Consider the following 19,387-nt stretch of genomic DNA (forward strand, 5'->3'; position numbering starts at 1 on the left):
TATGCTTCCCTGCGGTTAGGCTTCGCCTGCGACCTTGCCGTGCACCGCGTGCCCCTTCTCGGTTTTGTGGAAGTTGTCGGGGATCGAGTAGTCCACGGTCTCCGGATGGTGCTCGAAGATCGGGAAGTATTTAGCGATCAGCACGAAGAACAGGATGTGCGCCGCGATGATGCCGATGGTCACCAGGCTCTCGATGAAGGAGGGGTAGTAGAAGGTTCCAGGGGCCTCCATACCGAACATCGACACGTTGAAGCGGTTCAGGATGACGCCTGCGATCACGAGCCAGGCGGCGGTGGCGCGCAGACGGTTGTTCTCGCGTACGTTGCCGTTCATCAGCATCACCAGCGGGGCGATCACCCCGCCCAGCATCTCGACGGCGAACAGCACCAACAGCCCCGGACGGTTGAAAAGCGGCCCCTCGGTCAGCGCGAAGAGGGAGAAGAGCTTCAGGGTGAGGTACGCGGTGATGACCCAGGGGAGGATCTTCGCCAGGGTTTCCAGAAGCTCGCTCTCGTCGGGCTGCCCCATCCATTTGTGACTCATGGTCGCTTCCACGATGATGATGGAGATGCCGGCGCACATGGCCGAAACCCAGAAAAGAAGCGGCAAGAGCGGGTTGTACCAGAGGCTGTGCAGCTTATCGACCGCGATCAGGAAGAAGGTCCCCAAGGAAGACTGGTGCAAGGTCGAGATGGAGGCCGCGGCGATGACAAGCGGCATCTCGATGGTCCGCAAGAGCCTCAGCGGCACGTGGTAGCCGAACTTCTCGCAGACCGGCGACAGGAACTCCAAGAAGAGAACCGTGGTGTACGCCGCGATGCACATGGAAACCTCGAACATCGGGGAGTGCGGGTTCCAGTACACCATGGTGTGCCAGCAGCGCTGCGGCTGCCCCAGGTCAAGGAGCAGCCCCACGCAGACAAGCGAGTAGCCGAGGAAGCCGGTCACGATGGCCGGACGCACCAAGGGCTCCAGCTTCTTGATGTGGAAGCAGTGCACGATGGCCCCCAGGGTGAAGGCGCCCGCAGCCAGGGGGACTGCGGTGACGACGTCGAAGGAGATCCAGAGTCCCCAGGGGAAGGTGTCGTTCAGGTTGGTGGTGACACCGAGCCCGAACACGAAGCGGACCAGTGAGGCGAGCGCGCCCAGCGATACCAGGACGATCAGGAATTTCACGAAGCGGTGGTATCCCTTGATCTCGTTGATGATTATCTTTGCAGCGGTCATCTAGCTCTCCTCCTTAGGCGCTTGGCCGGATTTTCTCTGTTCCTCTTCCTTGGCGATCCTTTCCTTCCTGTGGTTGAACCAGGAAAGAAGAGAAAGCGAGCTTCCGACGGTAAGGAAGATCCCCGGCACGAGACGCAGCGCCTGCCAGGTGTAGGACGGGAGCGGCCTCTTGGTGACCGGCTTGAAGCCGAGCTCGTCGAAGGGGAGCGCGGTGAGGTAGATTACGCTGGTGCCGCCTGCCTCCTCGGCGCCGTAGAGCTTTTTCAGGTACTTCTCCGGGCGGGTGGCGATGCGCCTGTTTGCTTCCTTGATCATCTCACCCCTGTCGCCGTAGGTAATGGCGGAGACGCAGGTGGTGGCGCAGGCGGGCTTTTGCCCTTCCTTGACCCTGGAGTAGCAGCCGGTGCACTTTCTCACCAGGGGAAGCGCCTTGCTCCACTCGTACTTGGGCACCCCGAACGGGCAGGCGACCATGCAGAAACGGCATCCGATGCAGCGCTTGGCGTCGTAGACGACGGGGCCTTCCTTGGTCTTCTTGAAGGCGCCGACCGGGCAGACGGAGGCGCAGGCCGGCTCGTTGCAGTGCATGCACATCTCTTTATAGAAGGCGAACTCGTTCTGCCCGTTCTTCTCGTAGTCGCGGAACTTGATGCGGGTAAAGGTGTGTTCCGACATAAGCGGCGGGTTTTGGTAACCCTCGCCGTTGAAGAACTCCGTCTTCTCGGCGTCGAGCTGGTTCCACTGCTTGCAGGCGACCTGGCAGCCGCGGCAGCCGGTGCACTTGGTCATGTCGATCAAGAACGCCTTGCTCTTGTTGAAATCCTGGTTCATCTCGCTCATGCGCGTTTACCCCCTTTCTCGATGTTGCAGAGGAATGCCTTGAATTCGGGGATGCTCGTATTCGCGCAGCCAACGGACGGGGTCAGGACGTTGCCCGAGTCGCCGGTAGCAAGACCTGCATAACCGAAGTGCCAGGGAAGGCCCACCTGCTCCACCATTTTCCCCTGCACGTTGAACGGCTTCAGCCTGGTGGTGACCAGGGCCTTCGCCTCGATGGAACCACGCTCGGTGGTGATCTTCACCTGGTCGCCGTTGCTGATCCCCTTGGCGGAGGCGAGCGTCTGGGAGATCTCGACGAACATGGTCGGGACCAGCTCCACCAGCCAGGGGAGGCTGCGGGTCATGGCGCCTGCCTGCCAGTGCTCGGTCATCCTGTAGGTGGTGCCGACGAACGGGTACTTGTTCAGGTCGCTGGACATGTTGGCCGGGACCTTGACCGCGGGGTTGCTCTGCACCTTGGACAAAAGGTTCTTCGCCGGGCTCTCGATCGGTTCGTAGTGCTCGGGGAAGGGGCCGTCCTTCATGTCGAGCGCGTAGAGGCGGCCGTGACCTTCCGGCAGCATGATGAAGGGATACTTCCCTTCCTTCGCGTCGTTCATCGGCGGCCAGGGACCGTCGGGGACGTCCCCTTTCCACTTCTTCTCCAGCGCGTCCCAGGCGATGACCGCGCGCTTGGGGTTGAACGGCGCGCCGTCGGGGTTGACGGAAGCCCTGTTGTAGATGATGCGGCGGTTGACCGGCCAGCACCAGGACCACTTCGGGAACATGCCGAGCCCGGTCGGGTCGGTGGCGTCGCGGCGGGCCATCTGGTTGCCGTCCTTGGTGTAGGAGCCGCAGTAGATCCAGCAGCCGGAGACGGTGGAGCCGTCGTCCTGCAGGTACTTGAACATCGGGACCTGGTCACCCTTCTTGAACTCCAGGGTCTTGTCCTTGTCGACGATGGTCATGTCCTTGGTGAAGTAGCCGTTGATCTCCTTGGCGACCAGGTGCACTTCCGGCTCCTCGCCGGTGCCGTAGTTCCAGGAGAGCTTGGTGATCGGCTCGGGGAAGGTTCCCCCCTTGGCGTACGCCTTCTTCACGTGCTTGGCGAACTGGTCGATGATCCAGAGGTCGCTCTTCGCATCACCCACTGGCTCCGCGGCCTTGTAGCGCCACTGGGCCCAGCGGCCGGAGTTGGAGATGGAGCCTTCCTTCTCGACGGAGGAGGCTGCCGGCAGCATGAAGACCTCGGTCTTGATGTCCTTCGGGTTCACGCCTGGGCGTTTCCAGAAGATGGAGGTCTCGGTCTCCCAGAGGTCGACGGTGACGAGCCAGTCGAGTTTTCCCAGGGCATCGCGGGTCTTCAGGGAGTCAGGTCCCCCCACCGCCGGGTTCTGCCCCATGCAGACGAGCCCCTGCAGTTCCCCTTTGCCCATCTTCTCCATCAGTTTCATGAAGGAGTAGTTGCCGCTTCTCTTGGGGAGGTAGTCGTAGCAGAAGCCGTTTTCCGCGGTGGCGCTGTCGCCGTACCAGGCTTTGAGGAGGCTCACCGTGTACTTCGGGGTGTTCCCCCACCAGTTGGCGCTCTTCGCGTCTTTGGTCTTCGGGGTCCACTTCTCCAGGTACGCCTTCAGGTCGACGTTGTCGAACTCAGGCGACTTCAGGTAGCCGGGGAGCAGGTGGAAGAGCAGGCCGTAGTCGGAGGAGCCCTGTACGTTGCTCTCGCCGCGCAGCGCGTTGACGCCGCCGCCGGCGATGCCGATGTTGCCCAGAAGCATCTGCAGCATGGCAACCGCGCGCACGTTCTGGGTGCCGTGGGTGGACTGGGTGATCCCCATGGCGTAGAGGATGGTGCCGGCCTTGTCGGCGCGCCCGGTGGAGCAGAACGCCTTGGCGACCGCCACGTAGTCCTCCTTCTTGGTGCCGGTGATGGAGCAGACCATGTCCACGGTGTAGCGGGAGTAGTGCTTCTTCAACTGCTGGTAGACGCAGCGCGGGTCCTTCAGCGACTTGTCGCGCTTGGGGTTACCTGCACCGTCGACCGCGTAGGCCCAGGCTTTCGGGTCGTAGGTCTTTTCCTGGTCGTCGAAGGCGCAGAACATCCCCTCGTTGAAGTCGTACTTCTCGTTGACGATGAAGGAGGCGTTGGTGTACTCGCGGACGTACTCCTCATGGATCATGTTGTTCTGCAGCGCGAAGTTGATCATCCCGCCCAAAAAGGCGATGTCGGTGCCGGGACGGATCTGCGCGTAGTGGTCGGCCTTGGAGCCGGTCCTGGTGAAGCGCGGGTCGACGGCCAGAAGCTTGCCGCCGTTATCCATGGCCGCCTCGATCCATTTCATCGAGATCGGGTGGTTTTCTGCAGGGTTGCAACCGATGGCCAGGATGGCATCGGCGTTCTTCAGGTCAATCCAGTGGTTGGTCATTGCCCCACGTCCAAACGAAGCCGCCAGACCGGCGACTGTAGCGGAGTGTCATATTCGGGCCTGGTGTTCGAGGTTCGCGACCCCCATGGCGCGGGCGAACTTGCTCCAGAGGTAGCACTCCTCGTTGTCGAGACCTGCGCCCCCAAGGAAAGCCATCCCCTCGGTGCGGTTCACGACGTATTCCTTGTTGTCCTTCTTGTTGACCTCTTTGGCCTTGAAGGTCTTGTCGCGGGTCTCCTTCATCTTCTGGCCGATCCGCTCCAGCGCCCATTCCCAGCTCTTTTCTTCGAACTTGTCGCTGCCGGGGGCACGGTACATGACCTTCTGCAGGCGGCGATCGTTGTTGGCGACCTGGAACAGGGCGCTTCCCTTCGAGCAAAGCGCACCCTGGTTGATCGGATGCTGGGTGTCCCCCTCGATGTTGACGATCTTGCCGTTCTTGGTATGCACCACAAGCCCGCAACCTACCGCGCAGAAGGGACAGATGGTGGTCGAACTTTTCAGCCCCTTGGTGCGCATCTGCGGGGCGTCAGCTCCGCCCGCTTCAGCTTTTTTGCCGGAAAGGACCAGTGCCGTAGCCAGCGCCCCTCCCTGCAGAAACTCCCTCCGTGAAACAGCCATGTTGAATCTCTCCTTTTTCCATGATAAACGTCGTGCCACCGTTTGTAGGCACGCGTATACGGCAATTGCCATGCCAGCGCGTTTACGCAAATATCAAAAATAGTTGTGTACCGTAAGGGTCTGAAATGTTAATGTTGTCGCCGTCGAGAGCGGGCAACGGCAATATTAAGGACAGTTTAAAGATGTGCCGTTTTGTCATATGGTGTGACATTTTGACCAGGTTACATCCGGGACACAGTGGCAGGAGCAGCATGAGGAACACCGGGAAATGAGACAGGAAAAGATACTTATCTGCGACGACGAGGAAGGGATCCTCATCTACCTGAAGAAGCTGCTGCAGACCCAGGGATACCAGGTGGAGACCTTCAACGGGGGAGCGGCGCTCTTGCGCCGTCTGAGGGAGGGGGACCCGACCGATGCCGATCTCCTCTTGCAGGACGTAAGGATGCCCGACATGGACGGCATCACCGTGCTAAAGGAAGTGAAATCTTTGAGACCGGCGCTTCCCATCGTAATCATGACCGCCTTCGGGACCATCGATGCGGCTGTTGAGGCGATCAAGCTCGGCGCCTACGACTACGTCACCAAGCCTTTTCCCAAGGAGAAGATCCTGAGCGTTCTCAAAAACGCGCTGGAAAAAGAGCAGCTTTTGCAGGAGAACCGGGCGCTCAAAAACGAGCTGGAGAAACCGATCCTGCAGGAGTCGATCATCTTCAGAAGCGCCGCGTTCCAGGAGATCTACGACCTAACCCTGCAGGTCGCCGCCAGCGAGGCGAACATACTGGTTTTGGGGGAGTCGGGAACCGGCAAGGAGCTCATCGCCGGCGCCATCCACTACAACAGCTTGAGGCGCGACCGGCGCTTTCTCTCCATAAACTGCGCGGCCTTGACCGATACGCTTTTGGAGAGCCAGCTCTTCGGACACGTCCGCGGCGCCTTCACCGGCGCGGTCGCGGCACAGAAGGGGTTACTGGAGGAGGCCGACGGCGGCACCCTCTTCATGGACGAGATCGGCGACATGACCCTCCCCATCCAGGCAAAGCTTCTGCGCGTGATTCAGGAGCGCGACTTCATCCCGGTGGGGGCCACCCGCCCAAAGAGCGCCGACATCCGCTTCGTCGCCGCCACCAACAAGGACCTGGAGCAGGAGGTGCGGGAGGGGCGCTTCCGCGAGGACCTCTTTTACCGGCTGAACGTGATCAACATCCCGCTGCCGCCGCTTAGGGAGCGAAAGGACGACGTGGAGCCGCTGGCGCTGCATTTCCTGAAGAAGTACAGCCTGAAGATGAAGAAGCAGGTGACCTCGCTCGCCCCTGAGGCGCTGCAGCTGCTCCACGGCTACGACTGGCCCGGCAACATAAGGGAGCTGGAGAACGTCATGGAGCGCGCCGTGATCCTGGCACGGACTGGGACCGTCACCGTGAAGGAGCTTCCCATCTGGCGCAAGCAGCCCCAGAAGGCGGAGCCACCGCGCGAGGCGCAGTTCGTCTCCCTGGAGAACGTGGAGAAGGAGGCCATCGAGCGCACCCTCTCGGGCACCGGGTACCACAAGAGCAGGTCCGCCGAGATCCTGGGCATCTCCAGGAAGACGCTCGACCGCAAGATAGCGGAATACCAGATCACCTTCCCCTCATGAACCTTCCCAAGCTGCGCTTTCCCATAAAGACCAAGCTCACCGTGGCGACACTGATCCCGCTCGGGATAGCAATCCTCATCTGCTGGATGGCCGGGGTCTTCATCCTGAGCGCCAAGGTCGCAGCCCAGGCGCAGGAAAAGGTGCGCTACGACCTGAGCGTCGCCCGCGAAGCGTACCAGAGCGAGCTTTCCCGAATCTACGACGTGGTGAAGCTCACCGCCTCCTTCGGCAGGACCGCGGAGACCATAGCCTCTGGCGACGAGCGAGCGGTGAGCGAGGCGCTCTCTTCGGTACGCACCGGCGAGCGCCTGGACATACTTGCTGCCGTCGACGCCTCCGGGAAGGTCATCTTCAGGGCCAACAACCCCGAGCTGCGCGGCGACGACAAGACCCGAAACCAGTTCGTGGCGCGCGCCCTCAAGGGGGAGATCGCCAGCGGCACCACCATCCTCCCCTCTTCGGAGCTGGAGCTCGAGGGGGAGAGCCTGGTGCACCAGGCGCGCATCTTCCCCAGCGCCCAGGCCCCGGTGCAGCTGAACGGCGCCATGTTCCTCCTGGTCGCGGCGCCGGTGCGGGACAAGGCGGGAAACCTTTTGGGTGCGCTCTACGGAGGGGTGCTCCTCAACAATAACCAGAAGCTCGTGGACCGGATCCGTTCCGTTGTTTATGAGGGGGCGCGCAAAAACGGCAGTGACGTAGGTAACGCCACCATCTTCCAGGGTGACATGAGGATCGCCACCAACGTCCCCAACACCGACGGCAGCCGGGCCGTCGGCACCAGGCTCTCCGCGCCGGTCCAGGAGCGGGTGCTCCTCAAGGGGGCAAAGTGGGTCGGGCGCGCATACGTCGTGAACGACTGGTACCTGACCGCGTACGAGCCGATCCTCTCCCTGCAGGGGGTCCCGATCGGCGCCCTCTACGTGGGGATGCTGGAAAGCCAGTACTCTGCGGTCAAGATCGACATGGCCGTCCTTTTGAGCTTCGTCCTTTTGGTGAGCGGGCTGGTCGGGGTCTCCATGGCCGGCTTCCTGGGGAAAAAGCTCTCCCAGCCGATACGCGAACTCGATTCACTGGCGCGCCGGGTGGCAGCCGGCGAGCGCAACGTGAAAAGCAGCATCGATTCCCGGGACGAGATCGGGGACTTGGCGGGGAGGTTCAACGACATGAGCCGCTCGCTCGTTGAGCGCGAGGACAGCATCATCGAGCTCAACCGCAACCTCGAAGAGAAGGTGCAATCGAGAACCGCCGAGCTGGAGGAAAAGAACCGGCTCCTGGTGCAGACCAGGGAGGAACTGCTGCGAGTTGAAAAGCTCGCGGCGATAGGCGAGCTTGCGGCTGGGGTCGCCCACGAGATCAACAACCCGATGGCGATCATCCGCGGCAACACCGAGCTCTTGCAGCTCTCGGTGCCGGAGGACGCCCCGATACGGGAGGAAGTGGACACCATCTTTCAGCAGGTAAAAAGGGTGGAGCGGATCGTGTCGAACCTGTTGAAGTTCGCCAGGCGTGAGCAGATGGAGGCGGGCGCGGTGCGGCTGAACGAGCTCCTGCACGAGATTGTCGGCCAGATCGGGCACCAGGTGCCGCTGGAGGGAGTGGAGATAGTAGAGCAGTACGCGGAGAACGTGGCGCAGGTGGAGGGGGATGCGGACCAGTTGCGGCAGGTGTTCACCAACCTGGTTCTGAACGGGGTGCAGGCGATGCCGGCAGGTGGCGTGCTTACGGTCCGGACCCGCCCCCTGGGGGCGGAGGGGGGATGCGAGGTGAAGGTGGCGGACACCGGCGTCGGCATAGCGCTGGAGAACCTGAGGCAGGTGTTCAACCCCTTCTACACCACCAAGGCCAACGGCACCGGCCTTGGGCTTTCCGTCTCCTACGGGATCATCCGGGAGCACGGGGGGCGCATCGACGTCGAGAGCGTCCCGGGCGGGGGGAGCACCTTCACCGTGTTGCTCCCGCGCTCCCAGGCCGCGGGACCCTAGAGTACCGTCACCGCATCGCCGGGGCGCACCACCCCACCCTTCAGCACCTTGGCGAAGATCCCTTCCTTGGGCATGACGCAGTCACCGGCCTGGTAGTAGATGGCGCAGCGGTTGTGGCACTCCTTGCCGATCTGGGTCACCTCTAGGAGTGTCTCACCCAGCTGCATCTGGGTCCCTATAGGGAGATGCACCAAGTCCACCCCTTCGGTGGTGATGTTCTCGGCGAAATCCCCCTCTTTCACGTCGAGCCCCAGGGCGACCATCTTGGCGATGCTCTCCTGTGCCAGGAGGCTCACCTGCCGGTGCCAGTCCCCCGCATGGGCATCACCCTCGATGCCGTGGTTTTCCCGCAGCGTGACCTCGGGGACCGGCGTTTTCCGCTCTCCCTTGTTGAGGCTCACGTTCACCGCGATGATTTTTCCAGTCATAGATGACTCCTTTGTTGAACCTGTCTATATCTCTGCAACCTCAATTCCTGGACCAACCTACCCCTTGATCACCCGCCGACCCTGGACATGGCGAACGGGACCGTTTCCGCTCCCTCGTCCGTCACCTCGTGGCGCCCGGGCTTCGCCGCGACGATGCGCTGAACCTCCCGGCGCAAGAGCGCGTCGTCGCCTGTGGCCAATACCGGCCGCAGGTCCACGCCTTCCCCCGAGAAGAGGCACCCCTTGGCGATTCCCGAGGCGGTCACCCGCAAGCGGTTGCAGCCGTTGCAAAAATGCCCGGTCATGGCGGTGATGATCCCAAGCGACCCCTGCGACCCCTGCACCTTGAAGTTCTTCGAGGGGCCGGAGCGCTCGCTGTGGCTCACCTCTTCGATGAGATAACGCGCGCCGATGCGCTCCCTGATCTCAGCACCCGGGACGCAGAGTTCGCGCCAGTCGGCGTCACCGCAGGTCGGCATGTACTCGATGAACCTGACCACGTAGGGACGCTTCATGGTCAGTTCCACGAAGTCGAGGATCTCGTCGTCGTTTATGCCGCGCATCACCACCACGTTGATCTTGTGTGGGGAAAAACCGGCCTTTTCAGCGGCCTCCAGCCCGTCCAGGACGCGCTGGAGTTCGCCGCCGCGGGTGATTTTCGCGAAGGTCTCGGGCTTGAGGGAGTCGAGGCTGATGTTGAGGCGCTGCACCCCCGCTTCCCGCAACCCCTGAGCCATCTCCTTCAAGAGCAGGCCGTTGGTGGTCAGTACCAGTTCCTTGAGCCCGGGAAGCGCACCCAGCCGCTCCAGGAAGGACAGGATCCCTTTGCGGACCAGGGGCTCGCCGCCGGTGACGCGGATCTTCTCGATCCCCGCAGCCACCGCTTCGGTCGAGATGCGCAAGAGGTCGGCGTAGGAGAGGACCTCCGAATGGTCCAGCTTCTCCACCCCCTCTTCCGGCATGCAGTAGCGGCAGCGGAGGTTGCAGCGGTCAGTGACGGAGAGCCGGAGGTAGTTGATGCGCCTGCCGTAAGTGTCTATCAGTGCCATAGCTAAGCTTCTTCCCCAGAAACCGTCGGCTGCCGCCGACGGCTGGAATGCGAAAGTGACCGCCCTCCCCCAGTGAGTTCCGGCGGCATGCCAAAAACCATACCCTGTTTGATGGGGGGAATGCAATCCCTTAAAAATCGGTGGACAACCGGCAGATGACGGGTGAGAAAACGTATACGCAGCTGTAGGAAGAAGGCTATAATGGTATAAGAATGCGATTTTACGGGGAGTTATTTTGGCAGGCGCAGCGAGAAGAAAGCCGCAGTGGAAATTCTGGGAATAATATAATTTTTTATTTTTCGACAAATGTGTTATGGCTTAAGCAAAATCAGTAGCTAGTCTCCGAGCCGCAGCTTTCTAAAGGGGTGTACCCCCACGAAGCCGGGGCCGTTGGGTGCTGCCGGAAACGGCGCCGCCTCCCTTTTGGAAAGGAGAACCGCCGCCGCTGTCCGCGCACGGGGTCCTCTCCTTTTGGGATGTGGGCCCTTTTCTTTTCCCATTCCACTGCGAAGAGGTAACGATGATGAATTACGAACTTGCCCGGCGCACCATTCTCGAAAAAGTCGCACCCGCCGGGGTCGAGCGGGTCATGCTGCTCGAAGCGGCAGGAAGGATACTGGCCGAGGACTACGCCGCTCCCAGCGACATGCCCCGCTGGGACAACTCCGCCATGGACGGCTTCGCCGTGAAAAGCGCAGGCTGCGCGCCCGGGACCGTGCTCAAGGTGACCGACTACATCCCGGCAGGTGTAAGCTCCGGCGACGCGGTCGCGGAAGGGTGCGCCGCGAGAATCATGACCGGCGCCCCCATCCCCCCCGGGGCGGACGCCGTAGTCCCCATCGAGGAGACAGAAGCAACGGATCAAAGCGTGAAGCTGCTGCAGCAGGTGAAAAAGGGAGACCACATCCGCTTTCAGGGGGAGGACGTCGGCCGAGGCGACCTGATCATGCCAAAGGGGACCCTGATCGGCCCGCCGCAGGTGAGCCTCCTCGCTTCCTTTTCCGCCGCCATGGTTCCGGTGTACCGGCGCGTGCGGGTGGCGATCCTCTCCACCGGGGACGAACTGGTGGAGATCGGCACGGAACCCAAGGAGAGCCAGATCGTCAACAGCAACGCCCTGGCCCTTGCCTGCGCCGTCAAGCTCTGCGGCGCGGAGCCGGTGATCCTCGGCATCGCCAGGGACAACAGGGAAAGCCACCTGGCCTATATCGGCGAAGGACTGAAAGCGGACGTGCTGATCACCTCCGCGGGCGTTTCCGCCGGGGACCGCGACCTGGTGCGCGAGATCCTGGCGGAGTTAGGGGTAGTCGAAGAGTTCTGGAAACCGGGAGTGAAGCCCGGCGGCCCCACCGCATTCGCCCTCATGGGGAGTAAGCCGGTCTTCTCCCTCCCAGGTAACCCCGTTTCCACCATGATCACCTTCGACGAATTCGTCCGCCCCGCGCTTTTGAGGATGATGGGGCACGAGAAGGCGCTGAGGCGGACCGTGCGCGGCTATTTGAAGGAGGGGACGCGCAAGAAAGCGGGGAAACTGAACTTCCTGCGGGTGCAGGTCAGCATCGAGGAGGGCCGCTACCTGGCCAGCACCGCCGGCGACCAGAACACGGGGATATTGAAGACCATGCTCCGCTGCAACGCGCTGGCGCTGCTCCCGGCAGACCGCACCGAATTTGCCGCCGGCGAAGAGGTCGAGCTGCACCTTTTGGATCCCACCCTGGAAATGGAGGCCTGAGATGTCTTTCAATCATTTCGACGCAAGCGGCAACGCCATCATGGTCGACGTAAGCGAGAAGGTCCCGACGCTTAGGACCGCAATAGCCGGAGCGGTACTTTCGCTCAAGCCGGAGACCGTGCAGGCGATCGTCTCCGGGCGGGTAGCCAAGGGTGACGTCCTGGGTGTGGCACGCATAGCGGGGATAGCCGGGGCGAAGAAGACCCCGGAGCTGATCCCCCTCTCCCACCCGCTGGCGCTGCACCACGTCTCGATCGAGTTCGAGGTGGACGAGCAGAAGGGTACCATCGCCGTCCTGGCGACTGTACGCGCCTTCGAGCGGACCGGGGTGGAGATGGAGGCGATGGCCGCGGCGACGGTGGCCGCCCTCACCGTCTACGACATGTGCAAGGGGAGCGACAAGGGGATCGTGATCTCGGAGGTCAAGCTCCACTACAAGGAAGGCGGCAAGAGCGGCGTCTTCAAGAGAGAAGCGTAACAACGCCAAAGGAGATTTTTCCATGCGAGCAGCGATACTGACCTTGAGCGACCGTTGTTCCACCGGCGAGCGGGCCGACGGCAGCGGCCCCGCCCTGAAAAGCTTCCTGGAGGAGCGCGGTGTGACCGTCGCCTGCACCGAGGTGATCCCGGACGACGCCTACCTCATCTCGGAGAAGCTGGCTACCTGGTCCGACAGCGGCAGCTTCGACCTCATCCTCACCACCGGGGGTACCGGGGTCTCGCCGCGCGACGTTACCCCGGAGGCGACCGAACGCGTGGTCGACCGGGTGCTCCCGGGCTTCGGCGAGGTGATGCGCGCGGAGAGCCTCAAAAAGACCCCGCATGCCATCATCTCCCGCGCCATCGCCGGGATCAGGAAGAACACCCTGATAATCAACCTCCCCGGCAGCCCCAGGGGGGCCACGGAAAACATCGGTTTCGTCTGGGCCGCCGTCCCCCACGCCGTTGCCAAGCTCCAGGGAGACCCTGAGGAATGCGGGACGCCGCTTCCCAAGTGACGCATATCCGTACCCTTTTCTGTTGACCGATCCCCCCGGCTGGGTTATATATCCTAACACGGTTTGAAAATTTAATACGGAGGGATCATCATGCCGTTGGTTAAGCAGATTCACGACAAGGCAAGGGCCAACAAGAAGACCGTCGTCTTGCCGGAAAGCTACGACGAGAGGATGCTGTACGCCGCCCAGAACATCGTGGAACAGGGTTTGGCGCACATTGTACTTCTGGGGAAGCCTGAGGCGATCAAAGCGGCCGCCTCTGAGAAAGGGATCAACCTCGCCGGTGTCGAGATCATCGAACCCGCAGCCTCCGACAAGCTCGCGGGATACGTGGCGAAACTGGTGGAGCTGAGAAAATCGAAGGGGCTCACCGCCGAGCAGGCGCGCGAGCTTCTCTGCGGCGCAGACAACCTCTATTTTGCCGGGATGATGGTGCGCGAGGGGGATGCCGACGGCGAGGTGGCAGGCGCCACCGGCACCACCGGCGACGTTTTGCGTGCCGCCTTCCAGACCGTGGGCCCCGCCCCCGGCATCAAGACCGTATCCTCCTTCTTCCTGATGGCGACCAAGAGCCCCGAGTTCGGCGAGAACGGGGTCATCCTCTTTGCCGACTGCGCCGTAAACCCCAACCCCGACGCGCAGGCCCTGGCGGAGATCGCCATCGCCACCGCGGGAAACTGCAAGTCCTTTCTGGACGTGCCTGCACGTGTCGCCATGCTCTCCTTCTCCACCAAGGGGAGCGCTAGTCACCCTGATGCGGACAAGGTACTGAAGGCGCTGGAGCTGGCGAAAGGGATGGACCCGAACCTCAGCATCGACGGCGAACTCCAGGCGGACGCCGCTCTCATCCCTGCCGTAGGGGGCAAGAAGGCGCCCGGCAGCAATGTGGCCGGCAAGGCCAACGTCCTCGTCTTCCCCGACCTCGACGCCGGCAACATCGCCTATAAGCTCGTTGAGCGCATCGCCGGCGCCAAGGCGATCGGCCCGGTGATCCAGGGGCTGGCGAAGCCGGTGAACGACCTCTCCCGCGGCTGCTCGGTCCAGGACATCGTGGACGTGACCGCCATCACCGCGGTGCAGGCACAGGGGTAGCCAAGCCGACTGGTCCGACTGGTCCGACTGGTCCGACGAAACCTGTAAAAAAGAAAGGCCGGCGGGGAACCCCGCCGGCCTTTCTTGCGTCGTTTTCTCAGCCCTTACTTCCTGACAAAGTCGGGCTTGGAGAAGCTGTACTCGAAGTGCATGTGGTCCGTGTAGGTCCCTTCCAGGATGGCCGCCACGTCTTCGGTGAAGACCAGCTCCTCGTCGGTCGGAATCACGTACACCTTCACCGGGGAGTCGTCGGTGGTGATCAGCGTCTCGCGCTTCCTGGTCATGGCGGAGGCGTTGCGCTCGCGGTCCAGGATGATGCCCAGGTGTTCCAGCCCCTCGATGGCACGCTCCCTGATCGGCGCCCCCATCTCCCCTACCCCGGCGGTGAAGACCACGGCGTCAAGCTTGCCCACCACGGCCATGTAGGTACCGATGTACTTCTTGAGGCGGTACGCCTCGATGTCGAGCGCCAGCTTGCAGAGGTTGTCGCCGCCGTTGGCGTTCTCGATCACGTCGCGGCGGTCCGTGAAGCGGCCGGTGATCCCGATGACGCCGCTCTTCTTGTTCAGAATGCTGTCGATCTCCTTGGCGGAGAGGTTTTCCTTCTGCATCATGAACGCGGGGATGGCCGGGTCAATGTCGCCGCAGCGTGTACCCATCATGGCCCCTTCGAGCGGGGTGAGCCCCATGCTGGTGTCGACCGACACCCCGTTCTTGATGGCGCAGTGCGAGACCCCGTTGCCGATGTGCATGGTGATGACGTTGCACTGGCTGGCGGGCTTGCCGAGGATGGCGGCGATGCGCTTGGAGACGTAGAGATGCGAGGTGCCGTGGAAGCCGTAGCGCCTCACCCCGTACTTCTCGTACCACTCGTAAGGAAGCGGGTATAGGTATGCGTGTTCCGGCATGGTCTGGTGAAACGCGGTATCGAAAATGGCGATCTGGGGGACGCCCGGAAGCACGGCCATGGCCCCCTCGATGCCGGCGATGTTGGGGGGGTTGTGCAAAGGCGCCAGATGCTGCACCTCGGTGACCGCGGCGAGCACATCGTCGTCGATCAGCACCGACTTGGTGAAGCGCTCCCCGCCGTGCACCACGCGGTGCCCGACGGCGGCTATCTGCTTGATATCGGTGAGTACGCCATGTCCCGGAGAGGTCAGGGTGCGCAGGATAAGGTCGACGGCGGTCTTGTGATCGGGACAGTCAGAGTTCTCGCGGTAGGTCTCGCGCCCCGGGACTTCGTGCAGGATGAAGGAGTCGCCGATTACGACGCGCTCGACCATACCCTTGGCGACCACCACTTTTTTGTCCCAGTCAAACAACTGGTATTTTACAGAAGAACTTCCGCAGTTAAGTGCGAGTATATCCATCGATCTGCATCCCCCGTCATTGTAGTTTAACCCGGTACGATGGGCACTGTAGCCCGGCCAAAAAAGTTTACAAATAAAACTGTTTTTTATATATACCGTAGACTGGTCTACAGTTCAAGGATTTTCTCCCTTCCTGCCGCGCCGGAAATGTCATACAGCTTTATGGTGGACTTTTTCCCGGTCATATGTTAGTTTTCGTCCGGAATTTTCCAGTAAACGTGAAGGAGGTGAAAACTTTGGCACATACCATCAGCGACGAATGCATCAACTGCGGCGCCTGTGACGATTCCTGCCCGGTCAACGCAATCAGCGAGGCTGGCAACAAAAGGACCATCGCTGCAGATACCTGCATCGACTGCGGCGCTTGCGTAGACACCTGCCCGGTGAGCGCAATCTCGGCCTAACCAACACCAGATTCATGAAATGCCATGGCCTGCAGCGGCTCGTCCGCTTGCAGGCCTATTTTTTTGCCCCGCCGCCGAAGTCAAAAAGCGTTACTACCGGAACCACCTCTCTTTGCACCGACGAAAAAAGGGGAAGCCACGTAAGCTTCCCCTCTTTGTTTTGACCTTCGTTGCCTAACTCCTAGCAGAGTTTGGCTATGGCCCGCTCCAGGCGCCTGCCGGTCTCTTCCAGCCCCAGCACCTCGATCATCTCGTAGATACCGGGCGAAGCGGTCGAACCCGACAGCGCGAGCCTCACGGCGGGGCCTATCTGCCCGAGCTTGATCCCCTTCTCCTCGCAAAGCTCCTTGAACGCCCCCTCGATGCCGGCGGTGGTGAGTTCCCCCGCTCCGCGCAATTTCTCCAGCAGCGCCCTGAGCAGCGCCGGCGTCTCCGCGTTGAAGAACTTGGCGACCCCCTTCTCGTCGTAGGTGAGTTCCTGCTGGTAGTAGAACAGGGCGCCGTCGGCCAACTCCAGCATGGTCTTGGCCCTCTCCTGCAGCGTCTTGACCACGGCCGAAAGCTCCGGTCCGCCCGCGGTATCGGCTACGCCACGCTCCTTCAGGAAGGGGACCAGGAGCCCGGCCAGGCGCACCGGGTCGCCGTTCTTGATGTAGTGGGCGTTGAGCCACAAAAGCTTGTCGGGGTTGAAGACCCCGGCGGAGCGTCCCACGTTCTCGATGGAGAACTTCTGGATCAGGTCCTCGAGCGAGAAGATCTCCTCGTCGCCGTAGCTCCAGCCCAGGCGGACCAGGTAGTTGACCATCGCCTCGGGAAGAAAGCCCATGTCGCGGTAGGCCATGACCGAGGTCGCCCCGTGCCGTTTCGAAAGTCTCGCCTTGTCGGCGCCGAGGATCATGGGGACGTGGGCGAACTGGGGCACCGGCACCTCCAGCGCCTCGTACAGGAGGATCTGACGCGGAGTGTTGTTGACGTGGTCGTCACCGCGGATGACCGTGGTGATCCCCATGGTGGCGTCGTCGATCACCACCACGAAGTTGTAGGTGGGGGTCCCGTCGGTGCGCTGGATGATCAGGTCGTCCAGTTCGGCGTTCTCGAAAGAGATCTTCCCCTTGATCAGATCGTTCCAGAAGGTGGTCCCCTCCTGGGGCGCCTTGAAGCGGACCACGTAGGGGCGCCCGTCGTCAGGGCCTTGCGGGAGGTTGCGGCAGGTCCCGTCGTACTTGGGCTTTCCCCCTTCCTTTAGCGCCTTCTCGCGCTTGGCCTCAAGCTCCTCGGCGCTGCAATAGCACTTGTACGCTTTCCCGGCGGCGATCAGCTTCTCTACGTACTCCTTGTAGAGCGGGAAGTTGTCCGACTGGTAGAAGGGCCCCTCGTCCCAGTCGAGCCCCAGCCAGGTCATACCCTCCAGGATGGCGTCAACCGACTCCTGGGTGGAACGGGCGACGTCGGTGTCCTCGATCCTCAAGATGAACTTCCCCTGCTGCTTTCTCGCCAAAAGCCAGTTGAAAAGCGCGGTGCGCGCTCCCCCTACGTGGAGGTACCCGGTCGGGCTGGGTGCGAAACGGAGGCGTACTTGTGACATGAAAAGCTCCTTCCTTTGCTGTGATCATTGCATGACTGCAATAAATGTTTTGCCGGGAATGCCCCGGCTACTGCTCCCCGGACTCGTCGTCCCCACTCTCGGGGGCCTTTTCGCCGGGGATGCGGTAACCTTCGTCCGCCCAGGTGCCGAGATCGATCATCTTGCACCTCTGCGAGCAGAAGGGTCGGTAAGGGTTGCCGGTGAGGGTGGTTTCCTTGCGGCACTGCGGGCATTTTATGGTCGTGATGGCGTTCATGGCGTTACCTGCAAACAAATCCCTCCAAAGCCTGCGCCCTGGAGGGTCGGTGGTTGATTCGAATCCTTTGTTAACGCTCTTCTTCAGGGGATCTGGTACTTCCGCTGGTGGAACTGAAGCGCTCTTTTCACCCGGGTGATCAAGGTACCTTCCTTGACCGGCTTTTCGATGAAATCGAAGAACCCCCTATCGAAGGCCTTCACCTCGTCCTCTGGACGCATCGACCCCGTGATCAGTATCACCGGGATGGAGGAGAACTCCGGGATGGTGTGCAGCGCGTCGAAGAGGCCGAAACCGTCCAGCTTGGGCATCATCAGGTCCGTCAGCACTACCTGCGGCTTTTCTGTCAAAACCGCCTTGTACGCCTCCAGCCCGTCCGAGGCGAAGACGACCCGGTACCCCTGGCGGCTCAGGAAGTCGCCGAACATGGTGCCGATCAGCTTGTCGTCCTCGACCACGAGCACCGTCTGCACCGCGGATGAGCAGACCTCCTTCTGCAGGTAGTTCCTGCAGATGGCGGAGTAGATCTCCTTGCGGGTCGCGATGAAGGGGGTGATGCTCAAGCCGTGGTTGGCCGATATGTTTCTCACCACCCGCGTTTCGGTGGGGTCGGCCATGGCCAGCGCCAGCCTGTTGTTGTCGAGCTTGAGCGGGAAGATGTTGTTCTGCATGGCGACGTCGACGGGTATGGTCGCCAGCAGCTCCGGCGCAAAGGAGTAGCCCGAGAAGTTGCTCGCCACCCGGCAGCCATACTGGATCGCCAGAGCCGCAGCAAGCTCCTCCCCGGTTACAAGCTCCAGGTCCTCCAGCACGGTGCCGAAGCGCTTGTTGAGGCGCTTGGAAACGGCAAGCATCCGCTCCACCGTTTTCTCGGTGATCACGCCGTTTTCCACAAATATTTCGCCTAGTTTCTTTCTCTTTTCCATGGCAGAGTCCCCACAAGGGATAACTGTAGCATCGGGAAGGCGAAAAACCATGCGCGCCTGGAAAAAACCTACTCGGAAAGAGCGGTGGCTCCGCTTCCCAACTTCGCCGCAAGTTGCTCCGCCTCGGCTTTGGAAAGGTGCCGCCCTACCCGCAACCGGTACCAGACCCCCTTGCCTTGCACCCTGGACTCCGCGAGATAGGCAGCGACCCCCTTGGCCGAAAGCTTCGACTGGGCCGTCTCTGCCTCCTTCTTGTCCCGGTAAGAGGCGATCTGCACCAGGTACCGTGTCTCTGCCGCGGCAGGAGCCTTGGCCGGTTCCTGCTTCTGGGGTTCCTGTTTTTCGGCCGTACCCTTCTCTGGAGCCCCCTTCTCAGGCGCGGACTTGGTCTCGGACGGGGTCCCTTCCGCAGCCTTCGCGGCGGGAGCAGCCGGCACAGCCTTGGACTGAGGGGGGGGATCGGAGAGCTTCAGGTTCACCCCGCTTCCCATCGCGCCGTGCCCGCCAGAGGGGAGGGTCTTGTAAAAGGTGAGCGGTGTCTCGGGAACAGGGGCACCGGGAGCGGCCGGCGGCGGAACCTGTGCCTGCTTCGCCTGGACTGTAGCGGTGGGGCTCCCGGCAGCCGCGGGCTTGCCGCTCCCCCTGAAGAGGAGCCAACCGGTGAAAACGCCGGCGCCGAAGGTGGCTCCCAGGAGAAGCAGTGCCGACAGGAAGGCGAAAAGCCCGAGCGGAGCCTTTCTCGGCCGGTTCTTGGGCGCCGGCTTCTGCAAGGGCTTTCGCTCCGGGCTCTCCCTCAGGGCTGCGACCTTATCGCTGTAATCGAGCCGCATGAGACT

Annotated in this window: 17 protein-coding genes and 1 riboswitch; of the genes, 7 read left to right on the forward strand and 10 right to left on the reverse strand. The window is 61.9% G+C overall.

Features of this window, described 5'->3' with window-relative positions; translation table 11 throughout:
• Positions 1-15: 15 nt before the first annotated feature.
• The 3 genes from nrfD to fdnG are packed head-to-tail and all read right to left on the reverse strand — an operon-like array spanning position 16 to position 5,093.
• On the reverse strand, positions 16-1,227 hold the full coding sequence (nrfD, locus tag GEOBRER4_RS10720; RefSeq protein WP_085812627.1) for an NrfD/PsrC family molybdoenzyme membrane anchor subunit: 1,212 nt from the start codon (positions 1,225-1,227) through the stop codon (positions 16-18).
• Positions 1,228-2,067, reverse strand: a complete 840-nt coding sequence (locus tag GEOBRER4_RS10725; RefSeq protein ID WP_085812626.1) for a 4Fe-4S dicluster domain-containing protein — start codon at positions 2,065-2,067, stop codon at positions 1,228-1,230.
• Complete coding sequence (gene fdnG / locus GEOBRER4_RS10730) at positions 2,064-5,093, reverse strand: formate dehydrogenase-N subunit alpha (protein WP_185242290.1); 3,030 nt, start codon at positions 5,091-5,093, stop codon at positions 2,064-2,066. The genes GEOBRER4_RS10725 and fdnG overlap by 4 nt, the downstream gene beginning before the upstream one ends.
• Positions 5,094-5,361: 268 nt before the next feature.
• Here fdnG and GEOBRER4_RS10735 point away from each other — a divergent pair, with 268 nt between their 5' ends.
• Together GEOBRER4_RS10735 and GEOBRER4_RS10740 are read left to right on the forward strand one after the other, a co-directional pair.
• On the forward strand, positions 5,362-6,729 hold the full coding sequence (locus GEOBRER4_RS10735) for a sigma-54-dependent transcriptional regulator (RefSeq protein ID WP_185242291.1): 1,368 nt from the start codon (positions 5,362-5,364) through the stop codon (positions 6,727-6,729).
• Positions 6,726-8,711 (forward strand): cache domain-containing protein, encoded by a 1,986-nt coding sequence (locus GEOBRER4_RS10740; protein ID WP_185242292.1) that lies wholly within the window; start codon positions 6,726-6,728, stop codon positions 8,709-8,711. Before GEOBRER4_RS10735 ends, GEOBRER4_RS10740 begins: the two co-directional genes overlap by 4 nt.
• Here GEOBRER4_RS10740 and GEOBRER4_RS10745 read toward each other — a convergent pair.
• Both GEOBRER4_RS10745 and moaA read right to left on the reverse strand, forming a co-directional pair.
• Positions 8,708-9,139, reverse strand: a complete 432-nt coding sequence (locus GEOBRER4_RS10745) for an MOSC domain-containing protein (protein WP_085812622.1) — start codon at positions 9,137-9,139, stop codon at positions 8,708-8,710. The two genes, GEOBRER4_RS10740 and GEOBRER4_RS10745, sit on opposite strands and share 4 nt — an antisense overlap.
• 68 nt (positions 9,140-9,207) lie before the next feature.
• Complete coding sequence (gene moaA / locus GEOBRER4_RS10750; RefSeq protein ID WP_185242293.1) at positions 9,208-10,188, reverse strand: GTP 3',8-cyclase MoaA; 981 nt, start codon at positions 10,186-10,188, stop codon at positions 9,208-9,210.
• Positions 10,189-10,516: 328 nt separating this feature from the next.
• Positions 10,517-10,638, forward strand: a riboswitch (molybdenum cofactor riboswitch).
• A 70-nt stretch (positions 10,639-10,708) separates the two neighbouring features.
• Between moaA and GEOBRER4_RS10755 the strand changes: the two genes are divergently transcribed.
• The 4 genes from GEOBRER4_RS10755 to pta all read left to right on the forward strand — a co-directional run bounded on the left by GEOBRER4_RS10755 (position 10,709) and on the right by pta (position 14,010).
• Entirely contained in the window at positions 10,709-11,920 is a 1,212-nt protein-coding gene (locus GEOBRER4_RS10755; protein ID WP_185242294.1) for a molybdopterin molybdotransferase MoeA, read from the forward strand.
• Position 11,921: 1 nt separating this feature from the next.
• Complete coding sequence (gene moaC, locus GEOBRER4_RS10760; protein WP_185242295.1) at positions 11,922-12,398, forward strand: cyclic pyranopterin monophosphate synthase MoaC; 477 nt, start codon at positions 11,922-11,924, stop codon at positions 12,396-12,398.
• A gap of 22 nt (positions 12,399-12,420) precedes the next feature.
• Complete coding sequence (locus GEOBRER4_RS10765; RefSeq protein ID WP_185242296.1) at positions 12,421-12,918, forward strand: MogA/MoaB family molybdenum cofactor biosynthesis protein; 498 nt, start codon at positions 12,421-12,423, stop codon at positions 12,916-12,918.
• A 90-nt stretch (positions 12,919-13,008) separates the two neighbouring features.
• Positions 13,009-14,010, forward strand: coding sequence for a phosphate acetyltransferase (gene pta / locus GEOBRER4_RS10770; RefSeq protein ID WP_185242297.1), 1,002 nt, complete (start codon positions 13,009-13,011; stop codon positions 14,008-14,010).
• Between the two features lie 104 nt (positions 14,011-14,114).
• Here the strand turns inward: pta and GEOBRER4_RS10775 are convergent, their stop codons facing one another.
• On the reverse strand, positions 14,115-15,380 hold the full coding sequence (locus GEOBRER4_RS10775) for an acetate kinase (protein ID WP_185242298.1): 1,266 nt from the start codon (positions 15,378-15,380) through the stop codon (positions 14,115-14,117).
• A 236-nt stretch (positions 15,381-15,616) separates the two neighbouring features.
• Between GEOBRER4_RS10775 and GEOBRER4_RS10780 the strand changes: the two genes are divergently transcribed.
• Positions 15,617-15,784 (forward strand): DUF362 domain-containing protein, encoded by a 168-nt coding sequence (locus GEOBRER4_RS10780; RefSeq protein ID WP_085812615.1) that lies wholly within the window; start codon positions 15,617-15,619, stop codon positions 15,782-15,784.
• Between the two features lie 181 nt (positions 15,785-15,965).
• Here the strand turns inward: GEOBRER4_RS10780 and gltX are convergent, their stop codons facing one another.
• The 4 genes from gltX to GEOBRER4_RS10800 all read right to left on the reverse strand — a co-directional run bounded on the left by gltX (position 15,966) and on the right by GEOBRER4_RS10800 (position 19,381).
• Entirely contained in the window at positions 15,966-17,369 is a 1,404-nt protein-coding gene (gene gltX, locus GEOBRER4_RS10785) for a glutamate--tRNA ligase (protein WP_185242299.1), read from the reverse strand.
• Positions 17,370-17,436: 67 nt separating this feature from the next.
• A complete protein-coding gene (locus GEOBRER4_RS10790) occupies positions 17,437-17,625 on the reverse strand; it encodes a DNA gyrase inhibitor YacG (protein WP_185242300.1) in 189 nt (62 codons plus the stop codon).
• A gap of 83 nt (positions 17,626-17,708) precedes the next feature.
• Complete coding sequence (locus GEOBRER4_RS10795) at positions 17,709-18,551, reverse strand: response regulator (RefSeq protein WP_185242301.1); 843 nt, start codon at positions 18,549-18,551, stop codon at positions 17,709-17,711.
• 68 nt (positions 18,552-18,619) lie between these two features.
• On the reverse strand, positions 18,620-19,381 hold the full coding sequence (locus tag GEOBRER4_RS10800) for an SPOR domain-containing protein (protein ID WP_185242302.1): 762 nt from the start codon (positions 19,379-19,381) through the stop codon (positions 18,620-18,622).
• Between the last annotated feature and the right edge of the window lie 6 nt (positions 19,382-19,387).

The organism is Citrifermentans bremense (assembly GCF_014218275.1).
Classification (GTDB): domain Bacteria; phylum Desulfobacterota; class Desulfuromonadia; order Geobacterales; family Geobacteraceae; genus Geomonas; species Geomonas pelophila.